The organism is Streptomyces sp. NPDC051940, from assembly GCF_040680895.1.
Taxonomy (GTDB): domain Bacteria; phylum Actinomycetota; class Actinomycetes; order Streptomycetales; family Streptomycetaceae; genus Streptomyces.
On record NZ_JBFAXR010000002.1, the window covers coordinates 206480 to 221209 of the forward strand.

Consider the following 14730-nt stretch of genomic DNA (forward strand, 5'->3'; position numbering starts at 1 on the left):
CACCATCACGCAGGGAGTAACGACCGTGGCAAGTGGCAACGCGATCCGGGGCAGCCGGGTCGGTGCGGGGCCGATGGGGGAGGCAGAGCGCGGAGAGTCCGCCCCGCGTCTTCGGATCTCCTTCTGGTGCTCCAACGGGCACGAGACGCGCCCCAGTTTTGCGAGCGATGCGCAGGTGCCGGATACGTGGGACTGTCCGCGGTGCGGGTTCCCTGCGGGGCAGGATCGGGATAATCCGCCGGATCCGCCGCGTACGGAGCCGTACAAGACGCATCTCGCGTACGTTCGTGAGCGTCGTTCGGATGCCGATGGTGAGGCGATTCTCGCCGAGGCGCTGGCGAAGCTTCGCGGGGAGATCTGAGCGGTTCGCTCGCGCGGGCGGGTGGCTTTACGCGTGGCCTGACTCCTGGGTGGGGTCAGGCCATTGGCGTTGCCGTACGCCTGGTGTCCGCTCGCTCTCCGTCCCACGTCACGCTGCGGGGGCTTCGCCCCCGGCCCCCCTTCGCGGGCTGCGCCCGCTGTTCGCGCCTGGCGGCGCTCGGCCTCAAACGCCGGCCGGGCTGGGTGTAGCCCTGCACCCTGACGCCTGGCTGGCGGCGTATCGGCGCTGCGCGCCTCGGCCTCAAACGCCGGCCGGGCTGCATGTTGCGTTGCGCTGCGGGGGCTTCGCCCCCGGTCCCCCTTTGCGGGCTGCGCCCGCTGTTCGCGCCTGGCGGCGCTCGTCCTCAATCGCCGGACGGGCTGGGTGTGGGCCCTTCGCCCTGTCGCCTGGCGGCGGGTGTTGTCGGCGCTGCGCGCCTCGGCCTCAATCGCCGGCCGGGCTGGGGGTGGCCCCTTCGCCGTGATGCCTGGCCGCCAGCGGCTCGGCGCTGCGCGCCTCGTGCCGCATTCGTGCCTCCTTCCCCGCACGATTCGGGGGCGGAGTCCCGTGATCGCTCTTCCCTGTGGGGTCTGGGGGCGGAGTCCCCGGGTGGGTCGCTCGTGATCGCTCTTCCCTGTGGGGTCTGGGGGCGGAGTCCCCGGGTGGGTCGCTCGTGATCGCTCTTCCCTGTGGGGTCTGGGGGCGGAGCCCCCAGGTAATCCGCTGCGGTCACCCTCCCCGGGGGCTGGGGCGGAGCCCCCAGGGAGACCGCTCTAAGGCCCAGGGATAAGGCATCCGTCCGACGCGGGGTGGGTGGGGGGACGCATAGCGTCCGGTGGTATGGCGACTGGGGTTTCACCCGCTGGGGCGGGGTTGCGGTGGCGGGGTGGGTTTGGGTGGGTTTGGGGGGCCGCTGTGGTTTCGCGGTTTGGGGATGCGTTGCGGGGGGTCGCCTTGCCGTTGTTGGCGGTGCGGGTTACTGACTCCGCGTTTCTCGTGTCCGTTGTCGCCGCGGCGCAGTTCCTGCCCTGGATCGTGTTCGGGCTCGTCGGCGGGGCCGTCGCCGACCGGGTCGATCAGCGGCGGGTGATGGCGGGCGTCGACGCCCTACGCGCCGTCGTCATGGGCGTGTTCGCCGTCGTCGTATGGGCGGGGGAGGTGCGGGTCTGGATGCTCGTGGGCGTGGCCTTCGTGCTCAGCGCGCTGCAGACCCTCTTCGACAACGCCGCCACCGCGCTGCTGCCCGCAGTCGTCCCCCGCGAGGCCCTCGGCCGGGCCAACGGGCGGCTGATGACCGGTCAGGAGATCGCGTACCGGTTCGTCGGCGGACCCCTCGTGCCCGTGGCGCTGGGCGCGAGCCTCGCGCTGCCGTACGCCGTGGACGCCGTCAGCTTCGCGCTGGCCGCCGCGATGGTGGCGACCCTGCGCGTCAGGCCGACCGGCAAGAGGCCCGCCGCCCAGGCGCTGCGGCACGACATCGCCGACGGGCTGCGCGCCCTGTGGGCGGACCGCGTGCTGCGCACGCTGGCCGGCGCGACCGTCGTGTGCAACACCGCCGTCGGCGCCGTCATCGGCGTCCTCGTCCTGCACATCACCGGGTGGCTGGGCGCCGGTCCGACGGGGTACGCCGTCGTGCTCACGGCCTATGGCGCCGGGACCGTCGCCGCCGGGCCGCTCGCCGGGCGTTTCGCCGACCGTTTCGGGCAGGCGCGGGTGCTGGTGTGGGCCACGGCCGCCGAGGCCGTCGCGCTGGTGGTCTTCGGTACCGTGCGGAGCCTGCCCGTCGCGGCGGGCGCGCTCGCCGTCTTCGGCTTCGCCGGGATGCTGACCATGGTCATCGAGGTCACCGTGCTGCAGCAGCGCAGCCCCGCCGCGATGACCGGCCGGATCAGCGCCGCCTTCCGCACGGCGACCGTCGCCGGCACCCCGCTCGGCGCGCTCCTCGGCGGCGCCCTCGCCGAACTCCTGGCTCTCAACGCCCCCGTGCTGGCGGCCGCCGCCCTGCTGGCCTGCGGCGCGGTCATGCTCGTACCGACGCTCACGGCACGGATGAATTAGGTTGGGGGCATGCCCGATTTCACGACACGCGCCCGGCTCGACCAGACCCCGGAGTGGAACGCGCTCGCCAAGCACCGCGAGGAGTTCGGCGGGACCCATCTGCGTGAGCTGTTCGCCGCCGACCCCGAGCGCGGCAGCCGCTACACCGTCAAGGTGGGCGACCTGCTGCTGGACTACTCCAAGAACCTGGTGACCGACGAGACGCTGCGTCTGCTGCGCGAACTCGCCGCGGCGACCGGCGTGGCCGGGCTGCGGGACGCGATGTTCCGCGGCGAGAAGATCAACACCACCGAGGACCGCGCGGTGCTGCACACCGCGCTGCGGGCGCCGGGCGCCCAGCGGATCGACGTGGACGGCAAGGACGTCGTCCCGGGCGTGCAGCACGTGCTCACCCGGATGAGCACGTTCGCCGACCGCGTCCGCTCCGGCGACTGGCACGGCCACACGGGCAAGCCGATCCGTACCGTCGTCAACATCGGCATCGGCGGCTCGGACCTCGGCCCCGCCATGGCGTACGAGGTGCTGCGGCCGTACACCGACCGCGATCTGACGTTCCGTTTCGTGTCGAACGTCGACGGCGCCGACCTGCACGAGGCGGTGCGGGACCTCGACCCCGAGACGACGCTGTTCATCGTCGCCTCCAAGAGCTTCACCACCATCGAGACCCTCACCAACGCCACCGCCGCGCGGAGCTGGCTGCTGAACGGGCTCGGTGCCGGACAGGAGGCGGTCGCCAAGCACTTCGTCGCTTTGTCGACCAACGCGGAGAAGGTCTCCGAGTTCGGTATCGACACCGACAACATGTTCGAGTTCTGGGACTGGGTCGGCGGGCGCTACTCCTACGACTCGGCCATCGGCCTCTCCCTGATGGTCGCCATCGGCCCCGACCACTTCCGCGAGATGCTGGCCGGCTTCCGGCTCGTCGACGAGCACTTCCGGTCCGCGCCGCCGGAGGCCAACGCCCCGCTGCTGCTGGGCCTGCTGGGGGTCTGGTACGGCGGCTTCTTCGACGCGCAGGCGCACGCCGTCCTGCCGTACAGCCACTACCTGTCGAAGTTCACCGCGTATCTGCAGCAGCTCGACATGGAGTCCAACGGCAAGTCCGTCGACCGCGACGGCAACCCCGTCACCTGGCAGACCGGCCCCGTCGTCTGGGGCACGCCCGGCACCAACGGCCAGCACGCCTACTACCAGCTGCTGCACCAGGGCACCAAGGTCATCCCCGCCGACCTGCTGGGCTTCGCCGAGCCGATCGCCGAGCTGGGGCCGTTCGCGGACCAGCACGACCTGCTGATGGCGAACCTCTTCGCCCAGGGCCAGGCGCTGGCCTTCGGCAAGACCGCCGACGAGGTGCGGGCGGAGGGCGTCGCCGAGGACCTCGTCCCGCACCGCACGTTCCAGGGCAACCACCCGACGACCACGATCCTGGCGTCCGCGCTGACGCCGTCCGTGCTGGGGCAGCTGATCGCGCTGTACGAGCACAAGGTGTTCGTGCAGGGCGCCGTCTGGAACATCAACTCCTTCGACCAGTGGGGCGTGGAGCTGGGCAAGGTCCTCGCCAAGCGCATCGAGCCCGCACTGACCGAGGGCGCCGAGGTGGCCGGCCTCGACTCCTCCACCCGGGCCCTGGTCGAGGGGTACCGCTCCCTGCGCGGACGCTGACCGCACGGTACGGGCGGGGGCCGGTGCCCCCGCCCGCAACCCCTGCTACGGCAGACCCCACGGCGGCGCGTCGGAGCCCGGTACCTGCCGGGGGCGGAGGTCCGGCCGCTCCCCGCGGCGGGTCACCACCGCCGTCTGCCCCTTGCGCAGCGCTACGGCGATGGTGCCCGCACCCTCCTGACGGAACGGGACCGGCGAACCGTCCGCTTCGTCCCGTACCTCGATCTCCCCGTCGATCCCGTGCTGGAGCAGCAGCGGCTCGCCCGCCTCGCTCTCCACCGCCACCCAGTCGGTGCGGCCGCCCGAGCGGGAGGCGTCCACCAGGAACGCGCCCTGCGTGCGGACCTTCGACACCGACACGTCCGCCCACGCCGACGGTACGGCGGGGAAGACCCGCACCACCCCGCCGTGGCTCTGCGTCAGCATGTCCAGCAGGGACTGGCCGCCGCTGATGGAGCTCTCCAGCGCGAAGTTGGAGCCCTCCCGGTACATGGTGTTCGGCGTCATCGCGCAGTTGTCGACCACGTTGCCGTCGACGAAGAAGCGCAGGTACGCCAGCGCCGCGTCGCCGTTGCCGAACAGGGTCTCCATCGAGGAGGCGGCGGCGTAGCTGTAGCCGTGCCAGCGGACCTGGTCGCTCACCCAGTGCTCGAAGGTGCGCCGCTCCAGCCGCTCCTGCAGCGGGTACAGCCACAGCAGATGCGAGAAGTGCCGGTGCGAGTCGGCCAGCGGCACCCCGTCGCCGATCAGCACGCCGTCCGGCCCCTCGTGGTACGGCGTGAGGCGGGCCAGCACGTCCCGCCACCGCCCCGCGTCCGGGTCGTCCAGGCGCAGCCGCTCCGCCGACTGCAGCAGAGTCGCCAGGCCCCAGCGCAGCAGGGACAGGTCGTACGTGCAGTCGGCGGCGTTGGCGTACTCCGGCGAGCGGGTCTCCGGCAGATGCAGCCGGCCGTCGGAGCCCTCGGTGAGATGGCGGACGTAGTAGTTCACGGCGCCGGTCAGCAGCGGGTGGATGACCGAGCGCAGCGTGTCGTCGTCCATGTGGTGGCGGTAGCTCACCCAGGCGTTGTGCAGCGCCCAGGTGAGGTTGCCGGTGTGGTCGTTGGGGCTGACGCCGGGGACGCCGACGTAGCGGGGGCCGGAGCGCAGCTGCCAGTCGCCGGGGTGGCAGATGGCGAAGGTCTTCCCGTCGCGCAGCTCCGGGACGATGTTGCCCTCGAGGTTGCGCCAGTGGTGGGCGAAGGTGGGGGTGATGGCGTCCAGTTCGCGGTGGTTGGAGCCGTTGGCCACCGGATACGTGACCTGGACGTTGGTGTTCCACCAGATGTTGGTCCAGTTGTTGCCGCGCTCGGGGAACCACGGCCCGAACACCGGGGTGACGGTGCCGCCCGCGCGGGTGGCGCAGGCCAGCTTGTAGAGCTGGATCCAGTAGAAGCGCTGCAGTCTGCGGTCCGGTACGGAGACGAGGCTGCGCCGGTAGAACGCCGACCACCAGGCGCGGTGCCGTGCCAGCTCCTCGTCCTGGTCGGCCGCCAGCGCGTCGGCGACCGTCCGTACGGCCCGGTCCCGACCGGTGTCGTCCGGATACCCGTACGCGATGCTCGCCGCCAGCAGCCGCCGGGTGCCGAGCGTGCGCTCCTGCCAGGCCGTCGTGTAGCCGCCGCCCGCGTGCAGTGGCTGCTCCACGAACCCGGGACCGGTCGTGGGGTCCGGGTTGGCCGTGTACTCCGGGGGCACGCGCTGCGAGCGGGTGGTGCGCGACGGCAGCGGGACGAAGGCCCAGGCCGCGGACTCCTCGCCGGGACTCGGCCGCAGCGAGGCGAGCAGTACGTCGCGGTGGTTGAGGATGACGACGCCCAGCTCCACCGAGCCCGCCGTGGTCGTCACCGTGCCGGTCAGCTCGGCGCCCTCGAGGTCCAGCCGCCAGTCCACGGCCGTGACCGCCCCGGCGAAGGTGAGGGTCAGATACCCCACCCCGAGCCGGGAGTAGCCGATGGCCGCCTCCCACTGGCCGCGCTGGTCCTGTACGTGCGCGTGGTTGACCATCAGCCGCAGGACGTTGGACTCGGCGGTGTTGCGGTACAGATGGGCGGCCAGGAAGCCGTTGCCGAAGAACGGCCCCTCCTGCCAGCCCGTCGGGATCCGCCGCCACACCAGCGCCGCGTCCCGCAGGATGTCGCCGTGCGCGTCGGTCCGTACGGCGGGCTGCGCCCAGGCGACGGGGGAGGAGACGGCGACCGCGGCGGCGGCCGTCGTACCGACGAAGGTGCGGCGGTCGATCGGGCTCATGCGCGCGGCCTTTCCAGGGACAGGCCGAAGAGGTGGATCTGCGGCCGGGTGTGCACGGGGAGGGTGAGCGAGCGCAGCTCGCGCGCCGGGTCGAGGGGCGCCTGCACCTCGAAGATCCCCACCCGCAGGGAGTTGGTGCCGCCCGCCCCGTGCCGGTGGGTGCAGCGCAGCACCTCGGTGGCGCCCGCACCCGGTGCCTGGCCCCAGTCGGCCAGCACGAACGGCACGCTCGCGGTGGAGCCGTCGGCGTAGGTGGCGGTGAGGGTGCTGGTCACCGTGCCGCTGCTCGCCGCGCCCAGCAGCCGGACCTTCGCGTAGCGCCCGGCGGGCACGGCCAGGGTCTGGCCCTGTCCGGTGACGTTGTTCGGCTGCCCGTCGGCGTACGACGGGAAGGTGAACGACAGCCCCTCGTGCGTGAGCGGGCCCGGCGGTGGCATCTCCTCGGCGGGGTAGGTGTAGCCGGAGCCGTCGAAATTGCCGTCGGTCATGTTCGACTCGGCGGAGATGCCGTCGTTGTCGAGGTACGGCGCGAGGTCCACCGGCACCGTCTCGCCGGGCGGCGGCACGGGCGGCAGCCCCCAGGCGTCGCCCGGCTTCGCGGTCCGGACGGGGGCGATGACGAGATCCGGTCGCGTCCCGCCGTACAGCAGGACCTCCCGGTCCTTCGGCAGACCGACCTCGACCGTCCCGTCCCCGGGGTCCGTGACCCGGGCCGGAGTGCCGTCGTCCAGCAGCGCCGTGAGCGGGCCCTCGAGGCCGTGGCGGACGCGCAGCGGCTCGCCGGCGAGGCTGCGGATCCGGACGAACCGGGTGACGCCGCCCTTGCGTACCGCCGAGAGCAGGAACGCGCCCTGGGTACGGAAGTCGTGCAGGGTCACGTCCGGCCAGGCGCCGGGCACGGCGGGGAAGACCCGGACGGTCCCGCCCCAGCTCTGGCAGAGCATGTCGTGGATGCTCTGGGACGCCGACAGCGGCGTCTCGATCACCGGACCGCCCTCGGCGTAATGCGTGTTGGGGCGGCACGGATAGCGGCTGGAGGGGTCGAAGAAGCGGCTCAGATAGTCCAGCGCCACATCGCCGCGGCCCATCATCGCGAACATCGAGGCCGCGCCGGTGAAGCTGTAGCCGCGGTGCGCGCTGGTCATCGAGTGCCAGTGCAGCACCGAGCGCTCGATCAGCTCGCGGTTCTCCTCCTGGTCCCAGTTGACCAGGTAGAGCGGGTAGACCATCAGCAGGTGCGAGTAGTGCCGGTGGGACTCGGCGTACGGCGTCTCGGCGCCGATCATGAAGCCGTCGGCGTTCCGCGGGTAGGGCACGAGGGTGTCCAGCACCTCGCGCCACCGGGCCGCCAGCGGGTCGTCGATCCCCAGGCGGTCCGCCGACTCCAGCAGCGTCAGACAGCCCCAGCGCAGCAGCGCCAGATCGTAGTTGGTGTCCCGGGGCGGGACCACCGGGTACTCCGGCGACAGGGTGCGCGGGATGTGCAGCCGGCCGTCGTCGCCCGTGGTGAGGGCGTGCAGATAGAAGTTGACGGCGCGGCGCAACAGCGGGAAGACCGTGTCGCGCAGCAGCGCGTCGTCCATGGTGTGCCGGTAGGTGAGCCACACGTTGTGCAGCGCCCACGGCAGGTTGCCCGCCTCGCCGCCGGTGCCGGGCAGACCGATGGAGCGGGTGCAGAACATGTCGGCGCTGCGGCCGATGGCGGCGGAGTCCTCGCGGTAGGCGGCCGGGACGTTCTGGACGAGCTGGTCGCGGTTCGCGTCGAGGGTGCTGGTGAGCGAGTCCAGCTCCAGATGGTTGGAGCCGTGGATGAGCCAGTACTCCAGCTGGACGTTGAGGTTCCACCAGACCGCCGGCCAGGGGGTCGGCTCCAGCCAGGGGCCGGTGGTGGCCATGACCGGGCCGCCGGCCCGGCTGGCGCAGGCGGTCTTGTAGAGCTGGATCCAGTGGAAGCTCTGCAGGCGCTGGTCGGGGAGCGAGACGAAGGACTTCTTGTAGAAGGCGTGCCACCAGGCCCGGTTGCGGTGCTGCAGCTCGCCGAAGCCGGCGGCGTCGCGGACGGCCTGGTACGAGTCGTCCGCCGCGGTCTCCGACGGGAAGGTGTGCGCCACGTTCAGGACGAGGACGCCGTCCCGGTAGCGGTACGCCGTGGCGGTCTGGCCGCCGCCGGTCAGCGGCTGCACCACCTGGCTGACGCCGTTCCTGGCGGCCGTGGTCCAGGGCGGGTTGGGGGTGTAGCCGGCGGGCGGGTTCTCCTGGATCTTCCGGGGGCTGATCGCCTCCTCCGGGTGGAAGGTCCAGCGCACCTGCTCGTCGCCGCCGGCCTCGGTGTACGACGCGAACATCCCGTCGTGGACGAAGGCGGTGACCGTGAGGGTACCGGCGGTCGTGGTGACGGTGCCGGTGAACTCGCCGTTCCAGAGGCTGAGCCGCCAGTCGACGCCGGTGATGGTGCCCACGGGGTCGAGGGTGAGATGGCCGACGGGGAGGCGGGCGGTGCCCCAGCCGCTGCCGAACTGCGGGCGGTGGTCCTGGACGCGGCCGTGCTGCACGGTGAAGCGGACGGCGTTCGCGCCGGGTTCCTTGTAGATCATGCTGCCGAGCTCGCCGTCGCCGAGGAACGGGCCCTCGTACCAGTTGGCGGGCATCCTGCCCCACAGCAGGTCCTGGCCCGCGAGGAACTCGGCCCACTGGCCGTCGGCGGTCATGCGGACGTCGAGGTCCCAGGGGGCGGACGGTGCCTCCGGCGTGCCGGCCGGTGCTTCCGGGGTGGCGGCGAGGGCGCTCGGCGGCAGGCCGCCCGGCGCGAGGGCTGCTGCCCCACCGAGTGCGATACCTCCGAGGACTGTGCGTCTGGATGCGTGGTGATCGGACATGCGGCTCCCCAACGAGGCGTGTTGACCCTTGGCAGGGTCATGGCCCTGGGAGCGCGCGTCAAGACCTCCGACGAATAACATCGGAGGTCTTGACGGGAGTTGAGGTGCCGGGCGCCTGTGCGGACCGGTCGTCGCGCGCTACGCCGAGCGGTGGATCCGCCCCGCGTACCGGGCCTCCAGCGCCTTGTTGTGCTCGTCGCCCGCCGGGATGTTCGCCGACAGGTACACCGGCGGCGTCACCCCCTGCGCCAGCAGCAGCTTGATGGTCTCCGCCACGATCTGCTGCACCAGGAACGCGCCCGTGATCGACGACACCGCGCACGCCGTGCCGCCGCCCGGCAGTTCCAGCAGCGAGTCGCCGAACGGCGCCCCGTTGTCCAGCACGAGGTCCGCGAAGTCCGGCAGCCGCTTGCCCGACGGGTGGCGGGAGGCCGTCTGCGCGCCGTGCTGGGTCGAGGTGATCGCGATCAGCGGGTGGCCGTGCTCCTTGACCACGCTCGCCATCTCCACGATCGAGCCGTTGATGCCCGAGTTCGAGGCGATCACCCAGACGTCCTGGGGCTGGGTGCCGGAGAGCTCGTAGAGCTTGCGGGCCGTCGCGGGGTCGCGCTCCAGCAGCGGGTCGGTGATGAACTCCTTCGGCCGGTCGGCGCGCAGCACCACGTCCCGCAGCGACACCTTGTTCGTGGGGACGAAGCCGCCGGCCCGGCCGGAGATCTCCGTCGCCAGCCCCTCCGAGTGGCCCGTGCCGAAAGCCTGGATCACGCCGTCCTTGGTCAGCGAGTCCGCCCACAGCGCCGCCGCGGCCAGCACGCCCTCGCGCTGGGTCTCGGTGACGCGGCGGACGGTGTCCAGGGCGGCGGTGGTGAACGCGTCGGCGTCGATCGTGTGCCCGGTCGTCATGCCCCTCAACTCCACAATCCGATGAACAATTTTTCTTTGCCGGTTGCTCAATCTGGGGGATCAGGTGCGGAATGGTCAAGGTCTTGACAGCGATATGCGGTGACGGTGAAGAATTCTTCTTCGTGAGCCAGATCGTCGACCGTATCCGTGAGCTCGAGCCCACGCTTCCCGAGGCCCAGCGGACGCTGGCCGCCCTGATCCTCGCGGATCCGGCGGCCGTCGCCGCCCGGACCATCCTCGAACTCGCCGAGGCCGCCGGGGTGTCCACCGGCAGCATCACCCGGCTGTGCCGCACGCTGGGCCTGGCCGGCTACTCCCAGCTGCGCCTCGCGCTGGCCGCCTCGGACGCCTCGGGGGGCGGCCGCGGTACGTGGCAGGGCGGCATCGGCGCCGCCATCAGCGAGCACGACGATCTGCAGCGCGTCGCGGGCGCGGTCGCCGACGCGGTGGCCCGGGTGGTCGCCGACGCGATCGGCGGGCTCGATCTGCGGGTGCTGGAGGACGTCGCGATACGGATCGCCGGCGCGCGGCGCGTCGAGCTGTTCGGCGTGGGCGGCAGCGGCACCACGGCCGCGGACTTCCAGCAGCGGCTGTACGGCATCGGCATCCCCGCCTGGGTGTGGACGGACGCCCATCTCGCCCTGACCGGCGCGGCCCTGCTCGGCCCCGGCGACGTGGTGCTGGCCGTGTCGCACACGGGCTCCACGCGCGAGCCGCGCGACGTCCTGGCGGAGGCGGCGTCGCGGGGCGCGACGACGGTGTCGGTGACCAACGAGGCGGACGCGCCCCTGGCCCGGCACGCCGACCTCGCGCTGGCGACCGGGGTCCGCGCCACGGGCATCAGCTCCTCCGCGCTCGCCCGGCACGCGCAGATGGCGGTGTTCGACGTCCTGCACATCGCGGTGGCGCAGCGGACGTACGACCGGACGACCGAGGCCATGGCGGCGTCGGTGGAGGCGGTCCGGCCGTACCGGTACGGGGCGGAGGAGCGGTGAGCGACGGGTACGTGATCGGCATCGACGCCGGTGGCACGAGCCTGCGCGCGGGGCTGGCGGACTGCTCCGGGGGGCCGGTGCTGGCCGTCGGCACGGCGGGGGCGGGCAACGCGCGCTCCGTACCGGAGGACGTGCTCACGGAGCGCCTCGCGGAGGTCGTGGGCGCTGCGCTGGCGGGGCGGCCGGGCGCCTCGGTACGGGCCGTCGTCGCGGGATTCGCCGGCGCGGGCGCGCCCGGTGTCGCCGATGATCCGGGGCAGTTGGCGGCCACCCGGGCCGTGCGCGCGGCGCTCGACCGCAACGGGGTGACCGAGGCGTCGGTGTCCGTGATCGGTGACGTGGACGTGGCGTTCGCGGGGGCCCCCGGGACGCCGGCGGACGGGCTCGTGCTCATCGCGGGCACGGGCGCCGCCTCGGCGCGGATCGCCGGACGCCGGCTGGTCTTCGCCGCGGACGGGTGCGGGTGGCTCGCCGGTGACGACGGCAGCGGGTTCTGGATCGCCCGGGAGGGCTTCCGCAGGGCGCTGCGCGCGCTGGACGGGCGAGGGCCGTCGACTGCCCTGGTCCGGCTCCTCGCCGCGGAGTTCGGGGCGGCGGACCTGCCCGTGGAGTCCCTCCGGCTGGCCCTGGTGGACGGCGGGCTGTCCTACGACCCCCCGGTGGGGCTGGCGCGCCACAGCCGTACGGTGGTCCGGGCGGCGGCCTCCGGCGACGCGGTGGCCCGCGCGGTCGTCGACGAGGCGGTGGACCTGCTCGTCGGCTGCCTGGCGGCGCTGGCTCCCGCGCCGGGGGAGCCCCTGGTCACGGTGGGCGGCCTGATCGGCGCCGACGGCCCCCTGCTGCCCCGGCTCACGGCCCGCCTCACGCCGCTCGGCCTGACCCCGCACCCGGTCTCCGACGGTGTGTCGGGGGCGGTGGCGCTGGCGCGGCTGGAGGCGTCGTACGGGGCTGCGCGGGTGAGCTGGGCGCGGTCGTCGCAGGTGCCGTCGTCGTCCCACGCCGGGGCGCAACTCGCCGCGATGCGGGGCCTTGCGGCCGGGTCCGTGTCGGCGTCGGACTTCGCCCTTCGGTGGCTGGCGGCGCGCCGTGCGTCGCTCGCCGCGGGCGAGCGGGTGCGGGGGGCGCTGGCGCGGGCTTTGGATTCGGTCTTCTTCGCGCTGGAGGACTTTCCGGTGGATCCGTCGCTGCGGACGGCGGGGGACCTCACGGTCGAGGAGCTCCGGCGGCGGGTGGTCGTGGCGGTGGCGGAGGCGGGTGGGTGAGGTGCGGGTGCGCTCCCGCGCGGGTGGCCGGTGTGCGTCCGGCGGCCGGCGCCGCCCGCGCCTTCGGCGCGGGGTTGCCCCCGCCCGCAGCCGCCCGTTGGGGGTTGTCTTGCCTGACGTCGGCGCCTTGGGGGTGCGGGTGCGTCCCGGCGGGGCGGCTGGTTCGGCTCCGGCGGACGAGGCCGCCGCGCGCGGACGGCCGCGCAAACCGCCGCGCGTGACTGCCGCGTAAACCGTCCCGCGCGAACTGTCGCGCGATCCGCAGCGCGAACCGTCCCACGCGCCAGCCGCGCAAACCGCCCCGCGCGCAGCGGGCCGCGCCGCCCCAGCTCGGCCGGCGTCCGAGCACCGAAGGGGGCGTCTGCCGTCAACTCCGCTTGTGTGACGGACAGTTATGTCATAGCCTCTGGGGCTCCGGATATCGGAGGCATTCTCGGGGGACTGCAGTGGCGACGTTTCACATCGGGCAGCAGCACGCGCAGCAGATCCAGAACGCGGAGACGATCAACAACACCGCAGGCACCGCGCCGGCGGAGGACCTCGCCGCGCTGATCCAGGAGCTGCGCGAGGAGTTGCGGCGGCTCGCGGACGCCGGTGAGATCGACGAGGCCCGCGCCGAGGGCGCGGGCGGGGAGCTCGAGCTCGCGGGTGCGGCGGTCGCGGAGGAGGACGCGCCGCCCGGGGCCGTGCGGGCCGCGCTCGCCCGGGCCACCGCGATCCTGTCGGACGTCGCCGCCGCGTCGGCGGTCGTCACCGCGCTGCAGGCCGCCGCAGGCCGGCTCCCCCTCGGCTGAGATGGCCGAGTTCCACATCCCCGAGCAGCACGCGCAGGGGAACATCTACAACGCCGAGACCATCAACATCGGCGACGGTCCGCAGGACCACCGCGCAGCCGGCCGGGCCGCCCTCACCGCGCGCCTCTACCCCGAGGCGGTCAGGCACCTGAGGCAGCTGGCGGAGCAGGGCGCGGCCACGGCGGACGACTACTACTACCTGGGGCTCGCCGGGCTCGCCGGGGTGCATCCCGGCCGCCTGGACTCACAGCGGGTGACGGGCGTGATGCGGCGGTTCGTACGTGCCGTCGAACTCGACGCCCGGTGCCACCACGCGAAGATCGCGGCCATCGTCGTCAACGACGGGCTGCTGGAGCGCGGCGGCCGTATCTCCCGCTCGATCGCACCGGACACCCGGCGCTCCCTGAGCGCCCTGGACCCGGCGCACGCGGCGGAGATCCGCGAGCACGTGCCCGTGCCGGCGAGCCCCGTCTGGCAGGCGGTCGCGCAGCGGTGACTGCGCGGCCCGACGAAGGGATACCAAGCCCGGTGAACTCCTACAGCCCCGACGGGGCAGTCAACTCCTCACGCCCGGACGGGGCCTGGATCGAGCGCTACTTCATCGACCCGCCCGACCCGGCGCAGCTGCAGGCCGCGCAGCTGAAGATGGGACTCGGCGGAGGCGGCGCCGTACTGGGTCTGCTGATGCTCGTCGTGGGCGACGGAGGCGTGGCCTTTCTCGGCTTCGTCGGCCTCGTCGCCGGTGTCGTGTTCCTCATCAAGGGGCTGACCGCCAAGGGCCGTTACGACGCCGCGTACGCCAAGGCGTATCCCCGTCCCAGCGACGCGGACATCGACGCGATCATCGGCACGGACGCCTTCTCGATCGTGAACCGGGCTCTTCCGCAGCTCGGCATCACGCCCGACGACCTGGTCGCGCCCCGCGACGCGGGCGGCACCAGGGGCAACGGGTTCGCCGACATCGCGGCCTCGGTGGGCGGGTCGGGCGGGTCCGCGTCGGCGAACCAGATGGTGGTGCAGGGACCGGCCATGCCGTGCCGCACCGCCGTCGGCGAGGACGGGCGGATCCGCTTCTCGCGGTACTCGTTCATGGTCATCTGCCCCACGGCGTACCATCTGGCGATCTACCGCTGTGTCCTGGATCTGTACACCGGCGGGCTCACCAAGGAAGAGACCTCGGAGTTCCACTACAACGACGTCGTCGCCGTCCGGACCGAGTCCAAGCCCCTCTTCCAGGGCGGCATCATGGTCCGGCCGTCCCAGCTGCAGCGGTTCCGGTTTTTCGACACGGTCCGCGAGATGCAGATCGTCGTCTCCAGCGGAGACCGCGCGAGCATCGCGACGCGCGTCGCCAGCAGCCAGGAGACGTCCGTGGACGGCTCGGACGCCCTCGACTTCCCCGACGTCCTGCGCCGCGTGCGCGCCATGCTCCGGGTGCAACGGCGTCGGCTTCCTCGGCGAGGACCCCGTCAGCCTCGCCAGCGACGGCAGCGCCCTCTTGGTGTTCCCAGTGACGGGCGGCAATCCGCA

At 72.9% G+C, this 14730-nt stretch carries 11 protein-coding genes; 8 read left to right on the forward strand and 3 right to left on the reverse strand.

Annotated features, from left to right (window positions below; all coding sequences use genetic code 11):
* The first annotated feature begins 25 nt into the window (after positions 1 to 25).
* The 3 genes from AB0M28_RS02005 to pgi all read left to right on the forward strand — a co-directional run bounded on the left by AB0M28_RS02005 (position 26) and on the right by pgi (position 4081).
* Positions 26 to 361, forward strand: coding sequence for an RNA polymerase-binding protein RbpA (locus AB0M28_RS02005; RefSeq protein WP_365396140.1), 336 nt, complete (start codon positions 26 to 28; stop codon positions 359 to 361).
* Between the two features lie 840 nt (positions 362 to 1201).
* A complete protein-coding gene (locus AB0M28_RS02010; RefSeq protein ID WP_365396143.1) occupies positions 1202 to 2419 on the forward strand; it encodes an MFS transporter in 1218 nt (405 codons plus the stop codon).
* Between the two features lie 9 nt (positions 2420 to 2428).
* Positions 2429 to 4081 (forward strand): glucose-6-phosphate isomerase, encoded by a 1653-nt coding sequence (gene pgi / locus AB0M28_RS02015; protein WP_365396146.1) that lies wholly within the window; start codon positions 2429 to 2431, stop codon positions 4079 to 4081.
* A 45-nt stretch (positions 4082 to 4126) separates the two neighbouring features.
* On the opposite strand, the gene AB0M28_RS02020 is transcribed toward pgi, so the two are convergent.
* The 3 genes from AB0M28_RS02020 to AB0M28_RS02030 all read right to left on the reverse strand — a co-directional run bounded on the left by AB0M28_RS02020 (position 4127) and on the right by AB0M28_RS02030 (position 10149).
* Positions 4127 to 6370, reverse strand: a complete 2244-nt coding sequence (locus AB0M28_RS02020; RefSeq protein WP_365396149.1) for a glycoside hydrolase family 95-like protein — start codon at positions 6368 to 6370, stop codon at positions 4127 to 4129.
* Positions 6367 to 9246, reverse strand: a complete 2880-nt coding sequence (locus AB0M28_RS02025; protein ID WP_365396152.1) for a Tat pathway signal sequence domain protein — start codon at positions 9244 to 9246, stop codon at positions 6367 to 6369. The genes AB0M28_RS02020 and AB0M28_RS02025 overlap by 4 nt, the downstream gene beginning before the upstream one ends.
* A 138-nt stretch (positions 9247 to 9384) precedes the next feature.
* The gene (locus AB0M28_RS02030; RefSeq protein WP_365396155.1) at positions 9385 to 10149 is read right to left on the reverse strand and encodes an SIS domain-containing protein; all 765 of its coding nucleotides are present in this window, start codon (positions 10147 to 10149) and stop codon (positions 9385 to 9387) included.
* A gap of 122 nt (positions 10150 to 10271) precedes the next feature.
* Here AB0M28_RS02030 and AB0M28_RS02035 point away from each other — a divergent pair, with 122 nt between their 5' ends.
* The 5 genes from AB0M28_RS02035 to AB0M28_RS02055 all read left to right on the forward strand — a co-directional run.
* The gene (locus AB0M28_RS02035; RefSeq protein ID WP_365396158.1) at positions 10272 to 11144 is read left to right on the forward strand and encodes a MurR/RpiR family transcriptional regulator; all 873 of its coding nucleotides are present in this window, start codon (positions 10272 to 10274) and stop codon (positions 11142 to 11144) included.
* Positions 11141 to 12406, forward strand: a complete 1266-nt coding sequence (locus AB0M28_RS02040) for a BadF/BadG/BcrA/BcrD ATPase family protein (RefSeq protein WP_365396161.1) — start codon at positions 11141 to 11143, stop codon at positions 12404 to 12406. Before AB0M28_RS02035 ends, AB0M28_RS02040 begins: the two co-directional genes overlap by 4 nt.
* A gap of 446 nt (positions 12407 to 12852) precedes the next feature.
* Positions 12853 to 13200: a hypothetical protein gene (locus AB0M28_RS02045; RefSeq protein ID WP_365396164.1), complete on the forward strand. Its 348-nt coding sequence runs from the start codon at positions 12853 to 12855 to the stop codon at positions 13198 to 13200.
* A gap of 1 nt (position 13201) precedes the next feature.
* Positions 13202 to 13696 (forward strand): hypothetical protein, encoded by a 495-nt coding sequence (locus tag AB0M28_RS02050; protein WP_365396166.1) that lies wholly within the window; start codon positions 13202 to 13204, stop codon positions 13694 to 13696.
* Positions 13697 to 13728: 32 nt separating this feature from the next.
* The coding region (locus AB0M28_RS02055) for a hypothetical protein (protein WP_365396169.1) at positions 13729 to 14730 on the forward strand (1002 nt) is incomplete at its 3' end.

Excerpts from the sequence above, each read along its gene's own strand:
- AB0M28_RS02010 (WP_365396143.1), top strand. The coding sequence starts at position 1,202 with ATGGCGACTGGGGTTTCACCCGCTGGGGCGGGGTTGCGGTGGCGGGGT.
- pgi (WP_365396146.1), top strand. The coding sequence starts at position 2,429 with ATGCCCGATTTCACGACACGCGCCCGGCTCGACCAGACCCCGGAGTGG.
- AB0M28_RS02050 (WP_365396166.1), top strand. The coding sequence starts at position 13,202 with ATGGCCGAGTTCCACATCCCCGAGCAGCACGCGCAGGGGAACATCTAC.
- AB0M28_RS02030 (WP_365396155.1), bottom strand. The coding sequence starts at position 10,149 with ATGACGACCGGGCACACGATCGACGCCGACGCGTTCACCACCGCCGCC.
- AB0M28_RS02025 (WP_365396152.1), bottom strand. The coding sequence starts at position 9,246 with ATGTCCGATCACCACGCATCCAGACGCACAGTCCTCGGAGGTATCGCA.
- AB0M28_RS02020 (WP_365396149.1), bottom strand. The coding sequence starts at position 6,370 with ATGAGCCCGATCGACCGCCGCACCTTCGTCGGTACGACGGCCGCCGCC.